Below are 17,904 nucleotides of genomic sequence, written 5' to 3'. Positions count from 1 at the left end.
GAGTATAATAAGGTTGCTATGACTGCTAAGGCAGAGGGTCATGAAGATATAGAGAGGATGTTATGCAGTTTTGCTGATCAAGAAGCTAAAATTGCGGAAACAATAAAATCAGTAGCGAAGGCTCTTTAAAGCTATTTTATCTTTTTAAGTTTGTTTTGTTAGAACTTTTCTACAATTTAACGTAACAAAAATTTCAAGTAATAAGTATATTTTCTTTGATTGTAAGGCATGCGAAGGAATCAAAACACTGTTTTTAATTGATCAATTTTTCCTTCCTTCTTTTATCTGATTAAATTTTCAATTAATTTTGAAGGTATTACTTTTAAGTTTGTGGTAATCCATTTAAAGTGTTAGAAACCATTAAATAATGATGATAATTGGATATGTTATAGGTTCTGCCACTACTCAAGAAGCTTCAATGTTGGCGGAGAAACCAGTTAGGCTAGGAAATTACGTTATGCTAGAATATGATAATGTTAAGGTACTAGGTTTAATTACGTTTGTAACGCGTGGTAGTTCCATGTTAGATGAGAATATGAATGATATAGAAATTGTTCAAAAGTTAAAAGATTACAATGATAATATTCCGTTTTTCATTAAGGCAAAAATTAAACTATTATGTGATTTAAATAAAAACTGTTTAATGCCCGATATTCCTCCATCTGCTGGAACGCCAGTTAGAGAAGCAGAAGAAGAAGAATTAAAAAGTATTTACTCGGATGGTAATATTAGGATAGGTACTCTAGTTGGGACATCAGTAAGTGTGAGATTGAATATTAACTCGTTGTCAAGGCATTTAGCAATACTAGCAGCTACGGGGGCGGGAAAGTCAAATACAGTAGCAGTTTTGTCACAAAGAATATCTGAGTTAGGTGGATCTGTTATAATATTTGACTATCATGGAGAATATTACGATAGCGATATGAAAAATTTGAATAATATTGAGCCCAGACTTAATCCGTTATATCTAACTCCTAGAGAATTTGCTACATTATTGGAGGTTAGAGAAAATGCTACAATACAGTTTAGAATACTAAGAAGAGCATTCAATAAATTTAAGCAGGAGATATCGAATAAAATTAAGGAAGGTCAAGTATCTCTTTCCAAATTAAATCAAGAATTTCTTGAAATAATGGAGAGTTACATTCAAAATGAAGGTAAAGGAGAGAAAAGAGAGAACCCTGCTGATGAACTTCTTAATAAGTTAGAAGAATTTGTTGATAGATATAATGGTGTAATAGATTTATCAGCTTCTGACGTCATAGAGAAAATTAAGAGAAGTAGAGTTAATGTTGTAAACTTGACTCAACTAGATGAGGATTCAATGGATGCTGTGGTGTCACATTATTTAAGAAGAATTTTAGACTCCAGAAAAGAATTTGCTAGAAAGAGATCCTCTGGTTTAAAGTTTCCTATAATTTCCGTTATCGAAGAAGCTCATGTATTCCTTTCTAAGAATGAAAATACGTTAACTAAATATTGGGCTTCCAGAATAGCAAGAGAAGGAAGAAAGTTCGGTGTCGGATTAGTAATAGTTAGCCAGAGACCAAAAGGGCTAGATGATAATATCTTAAGTCAAATGACCAATAAGATTATTTTGAAAATAGTTGAACCTAATGATAAAAAATACATCTTGGAGTCTAGTGATAATTTAAGTGAAGATTTAGTTGAACAGCTTTCGTCATTGGATGTAGGAGAAGCGATAATAATAGGTAAGATAGTTAAATTACCTGCTATAGTAAAGATAGACAAGTTTGAGGGAAAACTATTAGGGGCTGATCCTGATATGTTAAAAGAATGGAAAAACGCGGAATAGGAAGAAAATAGTATATCGGGATTTGTGAATTTTGGTTCTGGTGAAGAGTAATGCTTATACTACATGTTTCAGATACTCATTTAGGTAAAAGACAATATTCTTTACTAGAGAGAGAGAAAGACCTCTATGATGTATTTTCAAAAATAGTAGATATAGCCTTGGAGAATCATGTCGATGCTGTAATTCACTCTGGCGATCTCTTCGATGTACATAATCCGCCTAATAACGCTATTCTTAATGCAATAAAAAGTTTAAGAAAGCTTAAAGAAGCAAACATACCATTCTTATCTATTCCCGGTGATCATGATACGCCTAAAAGAAAAGGTTATATCTACCCTCATAACATTTTAGCTGAGTTAGATCTAATAAAAATACTTGATTATAGGACTCCATACATATTAGGTAATAATCTGGAAGTCTATGGAATTTCACATGTGCCAACTATTTCAAGACAAATTCTGAAGGAAATGTTATCATCTTTAAAACCGAGTAGCACTAGAAGTATTTTGCTTTTACATCAAGGTTTTAAACAATTATTGCCATATGAGAGTTCGTGGCAGTTGGAGATAGGTGATTTACCTAAGGGTTTTGGATATTATGCTTTAGGTCACTTACATGATAGATGGAAAATGGAAATGGATAACGGGTCTATTGTGGCTATAGCTGGTTCTCCAGATATTATGAGGGAAGAGGAAATTGCAGGCTATGAAAAAAATCGTAAAGGGGTATACTTAATAGATTTTTCCAAGAATTTACCAATACTTCAAGAGATAAACTTAGAGATTAGACCACAAATTGTAAGAGCTGTCGATACACGTAATTTAAAGGTTGATATTCAAAACATAAAGGATGAGATAAAAAAGTTGAAGTCTAAACCAATATTACACATTATATTGCGTGGAGAAAAAATGAGAAGAGACAAATTGAATGCCGAATTAACAACGGAATTAAGTGACGTCGTTGCCTATTATAGGATATATAAAGATGAAACTTCTCAGACAATTGGGAATTTAACTATCACTCCACCTAAGGATAAGGGATTAGATAAAATAATTCTGGAGTATCTAACTGAATATGAAAAGTTCAGTAAAGAGGAAGCAGAATTGATAATAGAAATGATTAAGAATGTAGATTCAAGTGAAAATGTTGAGAAAATTCTAATGAAATTAGGAGGTCTGGAATAAATGAAAATAGATAAAATAGAGCTAGAGAACTTCATTAGTCATGAGAAATCTACAGTTCAATTCAAAGGAGAGGTAAATGTAATATTAGGTCCTAATGGAGCCGGTAAAAGCTCAATAATTGATGGCATCGTTTTTGCCATGTTTAGGGAAAAAAGCAGGGGTGTTCTAGAGAATTTCATTAAACGTGGTGCATCAAGAAGCAAGGTTTCGTTAACTTTGTCTAGAGGTAATGATGTAATAATAATAAAAAGAAACTTAAGTAGAGGTAGTGGTTCTATTGAAGATCATCTTTTAGTAAACAATAAGCCTATTACTTATGGTGCTGAAAATGTAACATCAGAACTGGAAAAATATTTAGGAATAGATAAAGATATTGCCCTCTCTACTATAATCGTAAGACAAGGAGAATTGGATAAAATCTTAGATGAGTTCCAAAATACTATAGGTGGTATTCTCAAACTTGAGGCGATTGACAAATTAATTGATAGTAAGGGTCCAATAGCCAATTTAATTAAGCAATTGGAGTCAAAACTTGAAGGCTTTAACGTACTGAAGAGTCAATATAACCAAATAAGGGATAGATTAAAGGAAAAGCAAGATAAAGTAAAGGAGTTAGAGAATTACATATCATCTTTGTCTAATGAAATCGCTAACCTTGAAAGTTCTCTAGGACAAGTTAATAAAGAGTTAGATGAGTATGAGATAAAGAGAGAGAATTATATTAAAATAAAAACTAGTCTAGATGAGAAGAACAAATCATTTGAAGAAATTGAAAGGGAAATAAAGAGACTTGAAAACGAGACTAGAAATATAAGTGAATTAGAAAAAGAAGTGGAGCAGTTAGAAAAATTAAGAGAACTTAAAAATAATTTAGATAGATATTTATTATTGAAAGATAACTATGATTCAGTATCTAAGAGTATAAATGATCTTCAAGTGGAAATTGATGAATATGAAAAGTCTCTAAGGAAGAAAAGGGAGTTAGAACCCTTTTATATTAAGTATACCCAATTGTATAGTGAGAAGAAAAGAATCGACGAAGAGTATAATAGATATATTCAGTTAAAAAGTAAAATCGCATCTAAAGAACAAACTTTGGAGAAATATAAAAATGATTTAGCGAATATACAATTTAATGAAAAAAATTTAGAAGAAGTCGAAAAGAACATAAAGGAGTTTGAAAATCAAAAATCTGAATTAGATAGGAAATTGGGACAAATTCAAAATGGTATCAAGGAGGCTGATGAAATAATCAAAAATATTACCCAGGTTAAAAGTGATAGGTGTCCTATCTGTGGAAGACCTTTAGATGATGAGCATAGGCAGAGAGTTATCAGCGAATATACTGAAAAAAGGGATAGTCTAGTAAAGGAAAAAGAGCGCACTGAAGAGAATTTAAGAGAGCTAACTAATAAATTAAATAAATTAAGATTGGAACAAAAAAGAATAATGTCTGAAAAGGGAAAATTCGACAAGATAAAAATGCAAATAGAAGAGTTAGAGGATGAACTATCGAAATTAAAGCAAGAAATTAGTAAATATGGAAATATAGAGGATAGAAGAAATGAAGTTAACAATGAATTAGAAAAACTCAAGGACTATTATGATAATTACCTTAAATTATCCAAGTATGATGAAAGTTCTCTTTCAGATAAGAAGCGGAGAATAGAGGAGCTACTTAATAAGAAGAAGCAAATTGAAGGTGAATTAAGGAAATTAGAGAACGAAGTTAAAGGATTAAACAAATTTGAAATCGAAAGAAGGATAGAAGAGCTAGAGAAGAAGAAGAAAAGTTTAGATGATTTAAGGAGAAAGAGAGCAATATTGGAAGAGGATCTTAAGAAAAAAGAAAATTTAGAGAAAGAAATAGAAAAACTTAAGCAGAAATTAGAAGAAATATCTTTTGACGAAGATTATTATCAAGAATTAAAGAAAAAAGTAGAAAATCTGGATAAATTTCTAGATGAGAGGAGAAATATGAAAAGTAAGATAGAAGGAGAGTTGAGTAGCCTTAAGAAAGAAATAGAAGATATGAATACTCAGATGGTTCAGATCGAATCCAAGTTAGGTGAGGAGACAAAAATAACTAACGCAATTAGCAAATTAACCAGAATAAGGGAAGCTTTAGGAGAGAAAAGGCTACAGAGTTATATAATTATGGCAACTAAACAAGTTATAGAAAATAACTTAAATGATATAATATCGAAATTCGATTTATCAATTAAGAACGCAGAAATAGAGATATCCCCTAAGAGGGGAAAAAGTAATAGGGGAGATTATATTATAGTTTATACAAATAGTGGAGATCAATTGCCCGTAACCTCATTAAGTGGAGGAGAAAAAATGGCATTAGCATTAGGTTTAAGGTTAGCCATAGCTAGAAGTCTCATGTCTGATGCTAATTTCTTCATCCTAGACGAGCCAACAGTTCACTTAGATGAGGATAGAAGAAATTATCTCATCGAAATAATTAAAAACTTGAAAGAGGTAGTACCACAAATTATTGTAGTTACACACGACAGAGAGATAGAAAATGCAGCAGACTATGTAATTAATGTGGAAAAGAAAGGAAATAAGAGCGTGGTGAGTGAGGCTAATGATAACTAAAGTATATGACATATTACTGAAGGATCATCAAAAAATAAGAGATCAGATATTTAATATTTCAAAATATTTGGAGAAAGAAATTAAAGAACAGATTTCAGCAAATTGGAGAGTATATAATCCAAATCCTAAGGTAAATAAAAAAATTATAGCGATTGATGGTGGTTCATTTACTAGGGCTATGAGAATAGGAATCCTATATGTTATCGACGCAGAGGCTGTATTGGGTTATGAAGGTAAAATTCAAGTAATATCTGAAGATGGTAAGATTGGTTTCTTTAGACCCGGTGTCGATGCGAGAGAGAGAGCTAACTTGTTAATGGAAGCTTTAGAACTTAAATTATCTTTAGATTACAGCGGTCAAGGGGATTATGTCCTTTTAGATGGTAATTTAGTAAAAAAATTGGGCAAAAAGGTGAATATGGAGGGTTTAACCCAAGATGATTTAAAGATGGTTGAAAGTCTGGACATTGATAATATTATCTCATTAAAGGATGAGAAAAAAATGAAAAAGATTCTAGAATTGCTAAATCAGTATATAATTGCTAAAATTGTAGAAGATTTTAGTGATAAAGTTATGTGGATATCTAAAATCAGCAGATCTAAAGATGTTTTTAATACAGATTATCCAGACACTGTACTATTAGAGTTATTTACGCAAGACCCGGGATTTTCAAAAATATTAACTAAAACTATAGATTCTAATCTTATATCAGATAACTACGATAAGCTAGAAATTTTGAAAGGGATGGAATATAGCTCCTTTTATGTAAGGCTTAGTAAGGGTAGTAGGGTTTTAAGGGTAGATGTTTTAGGAAGGATTGATGAAAACATAGTTAAGGAGATTGTAGATGTTTTAGCTAATGTATCAATAAAGGGCTATCCTTTCCCTTTGTTGAAGGCACATATAGATGTCAGAATTTCAAGTGAAGACAGAAGACGCATACTAAATATGATTGGAAGTAAATTTAAGAAAGAGATTGAGTGGTGGCCAAGCCAGTTTTATTAATCATAGTTTTCTGATTCAAACTGAACTGTTAAGTGAGTTATATTATATTTCTCTTTGAGGATATTAGAAATTTTTCTTCTGATTTCGTCGGTCTCTTTAATTGTAGTGTTTGGACTAACTTTAACGTGTAGTGTCGCAGCCTTAATATGACTACAGACCGACCAGACGTGCAAGTGATGAACATTAATCTTTTCGCTTTCTAAGACAGATTTTATGTCCTGCGTATTAACTGGGGAGCCTTCCATTAATATAACGTAAGCTTCTCTTAAAATCGGTCTAGTGATTATTAGATTGATGGCTACTATGGCTATTGCCGTTGCTGGATCAATAAAGTAAAGTTTATAAAGTAATATAATAAAGCCAGCAAATATTCCTAAAATATAGCTTATCAGATCAGAAAATAAGTGTAAGCTTATGCCCTTCTTACCTATGTTATCTTCTCTCGTGAACTTATTGGCTACGTATGTTAAAATTCCAGCAATAGTTGAAATAATTATAAGAAGTATTGGGTTTTCATGAATGCCTAATAATAATGATATAATAGAAGAATAGACAATAAATAGTGACAGAACTATAATAGTTACTATGTTTAGTATAGCGGAAAAAATTTCCAATCTGTGGAGTCCATATGTATAAATAAAGTTTTTATTACCGGAGATCCCAGAAATTTTGCCTATTAGTAATATAGATAGTAAAATAGTAATAAAATCTATAAATGAATGAGAAAATTCAGAGAGGAGTAGTGGACTGTGACTTATGAAATATGCTATAAGTGTTGTTATAACAATTAAAGTCATTAAAATTAAAGTTATTCTCACATTATATAATGTACGCTAAACCCTAAAATAAAGCTTATTTAGGAGGATCCTAAAAAGATCGTATCATTACAAAATTTTTAGTTTAGGGATTGAGTCATTATGCACTTCGTAACCATATTACGGATGCTTTCTTCAGAACAAATGAATAAATATACCTAAGAGTGCATATCTTATTAGCATATTTATTTCAATATGAAAATAGTTAAGATTATTTAGTATTTTACACAAGTTAATTAAATTTATACAATTTACCTTACGTTTAGTTATTCCTCACGTAATGGAAAGACTATTATCTTATAGGCATCAAGCAATTAACATAGGAGTTTAATATTCTAAAAGCACTGGGTTACTAAATTTATCTAAATTGGACTGGGGAAAGATTTAAGAGTTTTAAAAAGAAGGAATAGATCAGCAATCCGGTAGGATCAGCCCTCGAGTGCCTATGAAGGCTCGATGAAAAGGGCTCCGCTCTACCGGGTGATAGCCTCAACACAAATAAATGAACCTCTGTCATCATCGTAATATATATCATTATCCTCCCAGCTTTTCTCATTAGATGGTTCTGAGCTTAATGTAGACCTTACTGTGATTATTTTCATATATTTATTAATAGTTTTGTATATTTCTTCTTTAGTTCTAAAAATTGCTCTAGAGTAGTATTTATGTCCTTTCTTACCCAATTCATCATAGTATTTTCCCCATGGAGAATCTCTAGGTATAAAGCATATTACCGCCCGCTTTTTGGTTACTCTCTCTATTTCACTAATAAATTTTTCAAGACTATCAATAAAACATATTGTAACTGATGTGAAAGTACAGTCAAATGATTTGTTCCTAAAAGGCAAGTATAACGCATCACTTAATACACTATCATCGCTTTTACTTTCCATTAGCATTAATAATGATATGTCTACTGAGACTTTGTATCCATGTATAACTTCATGAAATATGCCTGGTCCAGATCCTATGTCTAAACAATCTTTAAGGTTAAAACTTCTAACGACATTTCTTTCATTATCGTATATTTTATTGTGTTCTTCGTACCATCTTTTATATCCTTTTGGATCATTAAATATGTTTTCATACTCCATTAGTCTCACTAATCCTAATCATCTCTAGTAATATCTTAATTTTTGATATTATATCATCTAAGAATGTTAATAGATCTTCTCTCCTTCTCCTTAATGCTATCGACGTAGAATAGGAGAATTCTGACAACCTATTTTCAATAAATTCCAATTCTTTTTCTAGCTGTCCTTTTAAATTAACGTAAATTATATATATATCTAAGAGGTCTGCCGTTATAATTTTTCCATCGTCCTTAATTGAATAGTAGGGACATAAGTAACAAAATGCAGGGTGAGGAACTATCTTTCCATTAGATTTCCAGCTTGCAAGTATTTTACTTTTACCTGAAAATTTTTTACAATATTCAGTATTATAATAAACACATGAGTTTCTTCTTCTCAGCCCATCCTCATATATCCTTTCGTATCCACTAATCCTCTTAGAAAGAGCTATATCAATAGTAAGCTCTCTAAAGTTTTGCATCAATAATAAATTTTCTCCTTCAGCCTAATAAAGATAGTGTATATCATAAGGATCGTATAATACCTTTGCAGAGTTAATCTTTTATTTTATTCTATTCTTTCAGAGAACGTGAGAAAGGTAATAATTGATTCAGACACAGCCAGTGATGATACAATAGCTATACTATTAGCTTCGAGATATTTTGATCTTCTTGGAGTTACTATTGTCGCGGGTAACGTTAAATTCGAGAATCAGGTGAAGAACGCTTTGTTCACGCTAGAATATATTGGAAGATCAGACGTTCCAGTTTATATTGGAGCGGATAGACCAATACTAGGTAAGTGGAGAACTGTAGAAGAAGTTCACGGTAATAATGGAATGGGAGATTGGAATTATCCAGAGCCTAATAAGAAGCCTACAGATGAACATGCTGTGGATGCGATATTAAGACTCTCGAAAGAATACAATGGAGAACTTGAAATCTTGGCAGTATCGCCCCTAACAAATATTGCCTTAGCTTATCTAAAGGATCACAAAATAGTAAGCAGAATAAGGAAGATATGGATTATGGGGGGAGCATTTTCCAAGGGAAATACTACACCCATTGCTGAATTTAACTTTTGGGTTGACCCAGAGGCAGCTAAAATTATACTTAATGCCGGTTTTGATGTAACTATAGTTCCATGGGAGACTGCAGAACTTCATGCTGTTGTTAATGAAAAAGATTGGGATCGAATATCGAAAATGAATACTAGGTTATCAGATTTCTTCATTAGAGTTAACAAGACTTTACGTGATTATTCTAAAGCACAAGGCATAAATGGAAGTGTTCACCCTGATTCGTTAACAGTTGCTATAGCTTACGATAGCACAATAATAAAGAGATCATTAAGGAGGTATGTTGATGTTGAAACCTGTTCAGAATCTAGAGGTGCAATGTTGATAGATTGGTATAGTCATAACAGACAGAATGCTGAAATAGTATTAGAAGCTGATGATGAAAAGTTTAAGAATTTATTGTTTAGTACCCTTAGTAAGTTTTGAGCAATCAGCGTAGACTACAATACTAACGTTTTTCACATCCAACCCCTTTTTATTTAATTCCACAGTTAAGTCATTTATTTCTAAATCATCTACATCTATAATTTCACTGTTATTAGTGCAGAACACGTTAATATGTGGTTTCCTATTTATTTCGAACCAAGTAATACCATTCGCTTCAAAGGAATTCAGTATTCCAGCATTCTTTAAAGTTTCCAATGTATTATAGACTGTAGATAGACTAATGCTGGGTTCTGTTTTTTTTAGTTCTTGAAAGATCTGTTCTCCGCTGAAATGGCCTCCTTTCATAATTAGTTTTAATATAGCTATCCTCTGGGGAGTTACCTTTAAGTTCCTTTGCCTCAAGAGGTTTGCTAGATCAGCTTCCATACTGAATTAACTTCTATTTCCGAGTAATTTAAAATTTCTCCTAATTGCAGTTATCTAGGAATCTAGTTAAATTAAAGTGTAGAAAATTCAAAAAGATAGGCCCCTTGATTTTACTCTATTCATATATAGGCGATAAGAGGTTAAAGTTATTTATTTGATCAAGCTTTGTCATATAAGCTTACTATAAACTAATTTTTATTAGGGGAACTGTGTTTTATTTTATGAATATTAAATTTTGGGCTTTCATTAGAGTTCGTACATCTAAGCCCCATCGACTATGCAATTCTCAATAATCATGTAAAGATATTGACCTAATAAGGAAAACTGTAGATTTATGTCTTGCTAATTATTCTGGGCATATGTAGAGTTAACATATATCTTTATTAAATCGACTTTATATATTCTTAAAAAGTGTTAATAAATACACTTTGATCTACTTTAGCTTTATTGCAAAATATCAAACTTAATGAACTTTAACTGTGATATTAAATATACTAAAATCTAAAGTTATCCTATTTCCATATTTTCAATTTGAAGAGTTTTTCCATAATAAGATTGTTGAGGGAGGAAAGAGTTTTTATACTTCCTAGTATTAATACCACTAGATGAAGGTTAGAGTATATAATATAGGTGGAATAACACAAGAATATAGTATTGACCTAGAGAAAGGCGTTACAACATATGAAGCTCCAAACGCTTATGGTAAGACATCGTTAGTTAGGGCATTAGTGTCTATGCTAACATCTAGCATTAAGCCAGAGGACTTGCTGAATGTTTTTGCTGATAATGGGTATGTTGAAGTATATTTAGATAATAAAGAGTACTATAGAAGGATAAAGAGGGTTAAAAACGGATTATATGAAGAAAAGAATCTAATAATGGATGACGATAGAGCTTTACTGTTAACGTACTTCTCTCCAGAAAATAGATTAGTAACCCAAATTTTATCTGGAGATGGAAACGTAGAATGGTTTATTTCAGCTACTTCTAAAATCAATGAAATTAGAGCTAAGAAAGAGGAAATGCAGAAGCTATTAAATGCGGAAATAGCTTCAAGAGATGAGTTACAAAAGAAGTATAACGATATAAGGGAAATTCAAAATAAAATAAGAGCTCTTGATGAGGAGATGGAGAAACTAGAAAAAGAGAGGGAAAGTAGCTCTAATATTGTGATGAAGACTACACACACAATAACAATAACGAGACAAAATAAGATAAACGAGATCATGAATAAGATAAAGGTAAAGAAAGATGAGCTTGCTAACTTAGAACTTGCACTGAAGAAGATAGAAGAGGAAATTCAAAGTAAGCAATCAAAGATCTCTTCAGAAATTAAATCTCAAATACAGAAAGAATTAGACGAAATTAATGAGAAACTTAAGGCTAAAAGTAATGATAGGTCTGAGTTGGAAATAGAACTTAAAGTATTAGAGAGGGTATTTGAGGAAGTAAAAGAGTCAGATAAGCAACACCTTGACACGTGCAATGTGTGTGGAAGTAAGGTTGATCCGAGTATATGGAAAGTTAGAATAGACGTTATAGAGCGAGAATTGAGAGATAAAACTTCGTTGCTAGACTCTGTTCGTAATGACATAATTAGTTTACAGAAGAGAAAAGAAGAATTAGAGTTAAAACTAAAGGAGTTTGAAAGCGTTGAGAATGATATTATTAAGTTAAAGGGTAAGAGAGAAGAGCTAATAAACAGGATAGGTTCTGTTAAATTCCAAATTGATGATCTCGAGAGACAGAAGAGAGAGACAGAAGAGAGATTCAATAGGAGTGAGTCTTTAAGTGGAGCAGTAATCACACCAGATGATAGTAATGCTATTTTGAAGAGAATTGAGGAATTGAGAAAGAAAAGGGAGGAATACGAGTATGAGTTGCAATTATTAGGCGTCCCATCCTCGATATTAGAGGAGCTTAAGGAAAAGGAAATAAGAATAGAGCAGTTGCAGAAACAAGTTGAGGAGTTACAAGTGGAGTACATCAAAAGACTGACTAAAGCTAGGGATGAATTTACTAGAATATCAAATCAATTGTTGAGAAGGTTTGAATTTGAGATGGAAGCGGAAATAGATAATAATTACAGATTAGTTGTGAAAAGAAGAGGAGCAACCATAGATATAAAGAAATTATCTTCATCAGAGAGGACTACATTAGCGTTAATACTAGTGCTAAGCGCTCTTAAAGCTTACTTCAAGACGCCTTACTTCATAATTGATGAGTCAGCAATGACTTTTGATCAGAAGAGGTTTAATAGATTACTAGAGTACTTATCAGAAATAGCAGATTATGTAATAGTAACCAAAAGTAATGAGAGCACAGAAATAAAAACAATACCATCTAAACAAGTTGAAATTTCAACTTAAGATGGAGACCATGGCACTTCTAGTTTTTTCATCAAGATTTTATTTAAGTCAGTTCTAATCGCGTCCTCTACTTGCGGTGGTATTTCAGTTATAGGTTCAAACCATCCGACCGTTGAAGTCATTCCTAATTCGTCAGCCCTTTGTTTTAACCATAAGGCTACGGCAAGTCCAGCCATAGTAGGTTTGAATATGACTACTGATGGTCCAATAGATGAGCTAGCTATTTTTATAGCGTGTTTAGAGATCGTTTTCCAACGAGTTTTAGTAATAATTCTTACCAGTTCTTTTGCACGATCTCTCTCACCTATTGCATAAAATATAATCATATGTAGAAGAAAGTTCGCACCTTAAAAAAACTATTGGTCATTAACTAGATCCGCTTCCGCATCCACAGTAACCGTATTCATCGATTTCTAGACCGCATACAGGACAAGTTAAACCAGTACTCTTAACTTCATGCCACTCTTTCCCATACTGAGAGTAGTGTGGATCTACTAATGCTTTAACTAGATCCCTAATTGACACTATACCACTTACTCTTCCCCTTTCATTTACTATGGGGAGATGCCTAAAACCATTTTCCACCATTATATTTAGAGCATTAATTACGCTTGTATCTTCTGAAACACCTTTCACTTCTTTTGTCATGTAATCTTTTATTTTACTATCAATTCTTTTATCAGCGTAAGCTCTAACTATATCTCTTTCAGTTATGATACCCAATATTGTGTCCTCTTCGTCAACTACCAATAAAGATCCCACGTTATGTTTTTTCATTTCATCAGCTGCATCCTTAATCGTTGAGTCCACTCTAATTGTATAAACTTTTTTAGACATTACATTTTTGACCATTAGTTGCATATAATATATAATGTAAAAAGGAGTAAATAAACTTTATACTTATCATTTTTTGTATTTCTATATATAGTATTTCAAGATTCACCGAATTATTCTATACGTCTTTTAAGTACTCCTTCATGATAAAAGGGGATATGACTTAAATATTAAATAGGTTTAGAGTAAGGAAAAATAGAGTTTACCCTAAGATAAATTGATGTGCTTTCACCTTATTTCCTTGTAGGACAATAAGTGCAGCGTGTAATAGCCCGTTATTATATTCACTACCCGGATTTATAACAATGGTATTGTTTAATTTGTCAAATCCTTTAGATTCATGAATGTGTCCATGTAAACCTAATAGAGGCTTTGTCTCCTCAATTATTCTTCGTATAGACTTTGATCCAACGTGTGTATATATAATTTCTCCAGCTCTGATTACAGGCTTAAGCTCTTCATCAAGTAAAGGAGCATTATCTAGATTTGTATTGAATGGAGGAGCATGAAAATTATATATTGCCCTTTCAAAATTAGTAATTTTTGACACTATTTTTTTTAGATCGGAATAAATGTCTTCCTCTCTCTTTTCTCTAAATGTGTTCCAAGGCGTTGGATTAACATAGCCATAAGATACGATTTGATACCCGTTAAACTCAAATACCTCTCCCTCTCCTACCTTGAACATCTCACCTTCTTTTAATACGTCAAATAAATACTCTGGATCATCATTTCCTAAATTTACAAATATAGGTATTTTGTTTTCCTTCAATCTCTCATCGGCTATTCTAATCCAATCTCTTAAAGTACTAATCATAGCTACTTTAAATAATTCCTCCTGAACTTTCTTATTCCCAACAGCCTCATCAAACTCTTTTTTACTGAGTATTGCGTAATACGTTCCTTCATTTTTAAATTTCTCTGTTATAGTATTTAACTCTGAAGACGAAATTTCCTTATTATCAATTAAAAATTTATTATTTCCTAAATCTATTATGGGAACTAATGACTTACCAGCTATATCGCCACCTATTATTAATGCATCTACTTTATATAACTTTGCAGCATTTATGAATTTTTTAAAGGTTGTATAAGACGCGTGAAGATCTGATGTGAATAGAATCCTGACTAAGTTGTCAGTTGTGCTGTCATCTTTTTTCCTCTTAAATAATGAGACCACATTAATTCTTCATCTTATAATCGTATTTAAAGTTTAAACTAATAAGCTGGAATGTCATACATATACTGATGACTACAATAGTTTTTGTAAGGCATGGATTAAGCACATCGAACGTCAATAAGATCCTTAGTCATGATAGTAATAGTTATCCTTTAACTGAGGAGGGTGTTAATCAGGTTAAAGAAGCATCTAAGGAATTAGCAAAATTGAAAATAGAGAAAATATACACTAGCCCAGTTCTAAGAGCATATCAAACTGCGTTAATTATAGCTGAAACGATAGGGCTTCTACCAATAGTTGATGAGAGATTAAGAGAGAGATTTCTAGGAGAGTTAAATAATACTACCTTTGATCCTTCTGACCATTGGAAGTTAAGAATGTTAAAGGGAAATATAGAGATAAAGGGATTGGAGAGTTGGGACGATATGACGAGGAGGATGAAGAGTTTTGTCAATTCAGTGCTGAGCGAGAATGGGATAATAATTGCCGTATCTCATTCTGATCCTATAAGGGCAATAATAAACTATTTTTTGGGCTTAGACGATATTAGTGGTTGGGGCATAAAGATACCCAATGCAAGTTTTAGTATTGTAAAGTGTGGTAGGAATATTGAATCTTGTAAAATTCTTAGTATAGGCTCACCAATTATATCAAATCAGATATTAGCGAGACTCGATATTAATGTCAAAGTTTTTTAAAACTTTAGTTATCTTTTCTCTTTGGGTAGAGTTTAGGCTATCTAAAATTACCTTTCTAATTGGTTCTATACTGTTTTTAACAACTTGTACAATCACGTTATCATCAATCATGTTTACGTAGTGTTTGGAAACTACATGTCCTATGCAATTTTCCTTTGATAAATTGGTAAATAGTTTTGAGTAATGAGGTCCCCCAAACCCTGAAATATAGTCTTTGCATATATTATTATCTAATGATTCAACACCTTTAATTGTATGCTCCACAACGGTTTTTACTAGTTCTCCATTAGTCCAATACTCAATACTACTTCCTATCTCAACGAAAATTATTGGCTTACTCTGATATGTTGGTCCATGATGCGTAGCTTCTATCACTTTTTCTATATTAAAGTTTATTTTCAGTATTTCCCTCAATATAGATGAAAATAGCTTTGGATATGCCATGCCCAATTTCTTCGGCTCTCCTCCCATCGTCTCTTCTGTAGGATTACCTGGATAGTGTATGGTAATTGAGGGAACACCTGCTTTACTCTTATGTCTTGAAAATATTATTATTGCATCTCCCTTATCATATCTAAAATTCGTAACGTCTTCATTTATTTCTTCAAATTTATAACCTAATTTTTTAATTGTAATACCAACTGGGTCTTTAGAAGAGTAAATGACTCTAATATCCATAGTGTTTATTCCTCCTAACTTTTGATTAAATCTATCGCTTTATGTGCTAATATAGGTGCGAGAGCGAATCCAAATCTGTAACCTGTCACTAAAATAGCGTTAGAAAAAATATTTCTAACTATTGGTTCACCATCCTTAGAGACACTCCTAAAACCTACCCTTATCTCTAAAGCGGATGTATCAACTCGAATTATCTTTCCTATTTCGTTAATAGTTCTATAAATTTCCTCATAATTTACATCAATCGAATTATCTAATTTTGAATCCCCATTGAGATAAAGATTTTTTCCCTCAACTGCTATTCTGTCGTTTACTATCAATATTCCGTTTAGTCCAATTTTTTTGTTTGAGATTATCAAGTGTCCTTTGTATGGTAGAATTTCTATATCGATACCTAACTTATGTAATATCTTTGAACTCATGAACCCAGTAGTAAAAACATAGTATTCACCCTTAACATTACCTTTATTAGTTATCAAGTATTTTATTTCGTTATTTTCGACCATTGCATCCAATACTTCGTACCCTGTTTCTAGGTGTAAATCTGTACTAATTAAGTTAAATAACTCTTCTCCTTCTACGAAAAATGCATTATCAAAGTATTCCGCTTCATCGATATTAAGTACTGGTTCTAAACCTTTAATCTCTTTCTTATCTAATATTTTTCCGCCTATCTTATTTTGAGCTAATCGCAATATGTGTGTTTTTTTGCAATATACCCCGTATTTTTCACAAATCTCGGAGTAAAATGTAATAGCTTTCTCGCAATCTTGCTTATGAGATCCACATAGAGGTGGCATAATTGACCACAAACTCGCTCTAGAATTATTTGCTATTTTCTTTTCTTTTTCCAATATAACTGAGTCTCCACTATATAATAGTCCAATCATTAATCCCGTTATTCCTCCACCAACTACGACTAATTTTGTCATGTCAGTATTCTTTATATGATAAAAACTTTTTAAATTAATAGTATATATAATATCTTATGACTGAAGAAACTAAAGATCCCGAATTACAAAAAATCCTAGAGGAGAAGTTCAATAAAATTGTAAAAAAGGAAGAAGATGAACTAGTTAGACATTTAGATTCTAAAACTTTTGATGACTTTATAACTAAGAACAAGATAGCAGTAGTAGACTTCTGGGCTGAATGGTGTGCCCCTTGCTTTATATTATCTCCCATTATAGAAGAGTTAGCAAGAGATTATCCTCAAATAGGATTCGGTAAAATAAACTCTGACGAAAACCCAGAAATATCTGCAAGATATAGTGTAATGAGTCTCCCGACAGTAATATTCTTTAAAAACGGTGAACCTGTTGATGCAGTTATAGGGGCTGTCCCTAGAGAAGAAATAGAAGAAAAACTAAAGGCTCTCATGGATTAGTGATAAAAATGACTTATCCTATTCTATTGGGAATAGATGGCTTAAGTTACACAAGTTTCATGAAATGTAATCCCAAAACCCTATTTACATTATTCAGTAGCACGTATAGAGGAGTAGTAGTTAATAGGAAGCCTCAGTTTCCTCATTCTTCATGGATGAGAGTATTAGGAATGTATGAAAATAATAATAGTTTTCTTACTAAGGTTAATGAAATTCCTCCATTGATAAAAGAGACTAATGCTGTGCCTATTAACATACCAATATCCAATCCAACTTATGGTGTTGTTAGTTTACCTTACAATAGTGAAATTTCTGCTGAGGAAGAAATTAATAATATATTACCAAAGGTACTTGGGTCAATTGAGA

At 32.0% G+C, this 17,904-nt stretch carries 16 protein-coding genes and 3 pseudogenes; 10 read left to right on the top strand and 9 right to left on the bottom strand.

Going from position 1 to position 17,904, the window contains the following annotated elements:
• The 5 genes and pseudogenes from DMP16_RS11295 to nurA form a co-directional block, all read left to right on the top strand.
• Nucleotides 1-129 (top strand): annotated as a pseudogene (locus DMP16_RS11295) (rubrerythrin); the annotation flags it as partial.
• Between the two features lie 241 nt (nucleotides 130-370).
• A complete protein-coding gene (gene herA, locus DMP16_RS03135; protein ID WP_143576888.1) occupies nucleotides 371-1,816 on the top strand; it encodes a DNA double-strand break repair helicase HerA in 1,446 nt (481 codons plus the stop codon).
• A gap of 50 nt (nucleotides 1,817-1,866) precedes the next feature.
• Nucleotides 1,867-3,000, top strand: coding sequence for a DNA double-strand break repair protein Mre11 (mre11, locus tag DMP16_RS03130; protein ID WP_069283926.1), 1,134 nt, complete (start codon nucleotides 1,867-1,869; stop codon nucleotides 2,998-3,000).
• Nucleotides 3,001-5,607 carry an SMC family ATPase gene (locus DMP16_RS03125; protein ID WP_069283927.1) on the top strand — a complete coding sequence of 869 codons (2,607 nt, stop codon included), beginning with the start codon at nucleotides 3,001-3,003 and terminating at the stop codon, nucleotides 5,605-5,607. It abuts the gene before it with no gap.
• A complete protein-coding gene (gene nurA, locus DMP16_RS03120) occupies nucleotides 5,597-6,613 on the top strand; it encodes a DNA double-strand break repair nuclease NurA (RefSeq protein ID WP_069283928.1) in 1,017 nt (338 codons plus the stop codon). Before DMP16_RS03125 ends, nurA begins: the two co-directional genes overlap by 11 nt.
• On the opposite strand, the gene DMP16_RS03115 is transcribed toward nurA, so the two are convergent.
• The 3 genes and pseudogenes from DMP16_RS03115 to DMP16_RS03105 form a co-directional block, all read right to left on the bottom strand.
• Entirely contained in the window at nucleotides 6,610-7,431 is an 822-nt protein-coding gene (locus tag DMP16_RS03115; RefSeq protein WP_069283929.1) for a cation diffusion facilitator family transporter, read from the bottom strand. The two genes, nurA and DMP16_RS03115, sit on opposite strands and share 4 nt — an antisense overlap.
• 355 nt (nucleotides 7,432-7,786) lie before the next feature.
• Nucleotides 7,787-8,522, bottom strand: a pseudogene (locus tag DMP16_RS03110) (class I SAM-dependent methyltransferase).
• On the bottom strand, nucleotides 8,512-8,982 hold the full coding sequence (locus DMP16_RS03105; protein ID WP_069283931.1) for a hypothetical protein: 471 nt from the start codon (nucleotides 8,980-8,982) through the stop codon (nucleotides 8,512-8,514). The pseudogene DMP16_RS03110 and the gene DMP16_RS03105 overlap by 11 nt, the downstream one beginning before the upstream one ends.
• Before the next feature lie 108 nt (nucleotides 8,983-9,090).
• On the opposite strand from DMP16_RS03105, the gene DMP16_RS03100 reads away from it, so the two are divergent.
• A complete protein-coding gene (locus DMP16_RS03100) occupies nucleotides 9,091-10,005 on the top strand; it encodes a nucleoside hydrolase (RefSeq protein ID WP_069283932.1) in 915 nt (304 codons plus the stop codon).
• Here DMP16_RS03100 and DMP16_RS03095 read toward each other — a convergent pair.
• Nucleotides 9,976-10,392: a Fur family transcriptional regulator gene (locus DMP16_RS03095; protein WP_069283933.1), complete on the bottom strand. Its 417-nt coding sequence runs from the start codon at nucleotides 10,390-10,392 to the stop codon at nucleotides 9,976-9,978. The two genes, DMP16_RS03100 and DMP16_RS03095, sit on opposite strands and share 30 nt — an antisense overlap.
• Nucleotides 10,393-10,997: 605 nt before the next feature.
• Between DMP16_RS03095 and DMP16_RS03090 the strand changes: the two genes are divergently transcribed.
• Entirely contained in the window at nucleotides 10,998-12,761 is a 1,764-nt protein-coding gene (locus tag DMP16_RS03090; RefSeq protein ID WP_069283934.1) for an archaea-specific SMC-related protein, read from the top strand.
• Here DMP16_RS03090 and DMP16_RS03085 read toward each other — a convergent pair.
• From DMP16_RS03085 to DMP16_RS03075, 3 genes are all read right to left on the bottom strand, one after another.
• On the bottom strand, nucleotides 12,758-13,087 hold the full coding sequence (locus DMP16_RS03085; RefSeq protein WP_069283935.1) for a hypothetical protein: 330 nt from the start codon (nucleotides 13,085-13,087) through the stop codon (nucleotides 12,758-12,760). The genes DMP16_RS03090 and DMP16_RS03085 overlap by 4 nt on opposite strands.
• A 40-nt stretch (nucleotides 13,088-13,127) precedes the next feature.
• On the bottom strand, nucleotides 13,128-13,622 hold the full coding sequence (locus DMP16_RS03080) for a CBS domain-containing protein (protein WP_069283936.1): 495 nt from the start codon (nucleotides 13,620-13,622) through the stop codon (nucleotides 13,128-13,130).
• Nucleotides 13,623-13,797: 175 nt separating this feature from the next.
• A complete protein-coding gene (locus tag DMP16_RS03075; RefSeq protein WP_069283937.1) occupies nucleotides 13,798-14,775 on the bottom strand; it encodes a metallophosphoesterase in 978 nt (325 codons plus the stop codon).
• A 68-nt stretch (nucleotides 14,776-14,843) separates the two neighbouring features.
• Here DMP16_RS03075 and DMP16_RS03070 point away from each other — a divergent pair, with 68 nt between their 5' ends.
• Nucleotides 14,844-15,473 (top strand): 2,3-diphosphoglycerate-dependent phosphoglycerate mutase, encoded by a 630-nt coding sequence (locus DMP16_RS03070; RefSeq protein ID WP_069283938.1) that lies wholly within the window; start codon nucleotides 14,844-14,846, stop codon nucleotides 15,471-15,473.
• Here DMP16_RS03070 and DMP16_RS03065 read toward each other — a convergent pair.
• A complete protein-coding gene (locus tag DMP16_RS03065; protein WP_069283939.1) occupies nucleotides 15,438-16,151 on the bottom strand; it encodes a D-aminoacyl-tRNA deacylase in 714 nt (237 codons plus the stop codon). The genes DMP16_RS03070 and DMP16_RS03065 overlap by 36 nt on opposite strands.
• A gap of 14 nt (nucleotides 16,152-16,165) precedes the next feature.
• A complete protein-coding gene (locus DMP16_RS03060) occupies nucleotides 16,166-17,083 on the bottom strand; it encodes an FAD-dependent oxidoreductase (RefSeq protein ID WP_069283940.1) in 918 nt (305 codons plus the stop codon).
• 56 nt (nucleotides 17,084-17,139) lie between these two features.
• Here DMP16_RS03060 and trxA point away from each other — a divergent pair, with 56 nt between their 5' ends.
• Both trxA and DMP16_RS03050 read left to right on the top strand, forming a co-directional pair.
• Nucleotides 17,140-17,538: a thioredoxin gene (gene trxA, locus DMP16_RS03055; protein WP_069283941.1), complete on the top strand. Its 399-nt coding sequence runs from the start codon at nucleotides 17,140-17,142 to the stop codon at nucleotides 17,536-17,538.
• 8 nt (nucleotides 17,539-17,546) lie between these two features.
• Nucleotides 17,547-17,904 (top strand): annotated as a pseudogene (locus DMP16_RS03050) (hypothetical protein); the annotation flags it as partial.

This window comes from Sulfolobus sp. B1, assembly GCF_007050195.1.
Lineage (GTDB): Archaea > Thermoproteota > Thermoprotei_A > Sulfolobales > Sulfolobaceae > Saccharolobus.
This window is presented reverse-complemented; position numbering and strand designations above follow the sequence as displayed.